General features: G+C 50.6%; 1 protein-coding gene. It reads right to left on the reverse strand.

Translation table 11 applies throughout. The features are described from left to right. On the reverse strand, positions 1-237 hold a 237-nt coding region (locus A7090_RS25495; protein ID WP_198599622.1), incomplete at both ends, for a tail fiber protein.

Raw genomic sequence — 237 nt, forward strand, 5'->3', positions numbered from 1 at the left:
AAACCAAGGTAATCAAGAACGCTCTGAATACTGGTCTTACCAAGAATGGCGCGTCCAACACTTGTCAATGCAGTTAACGCGGCACGATCAACACCTGTGAAATAAGGGAGTTTATCTGCTGCTGTAGCTAGTGCCGCTAGAGCAGTGAGCGTAGCGTCTGCCGCTTGCTTTCCATTAGCCAAATCATATGCAGCCTTGACAGCTTTCGGTGTGGCGGCCAGCACTTCAGACGTGCTG

The organism is Escherichia sp. MOD1-EC7003 (assembly GCF_002965065.1).
In the GTDB taxonomy this organism is placed as follows: Bacteria; Pseudomonadota; Gammaproteobacteria; order Enterobacterales; family Enterobacteriaceae; genus Escherichia.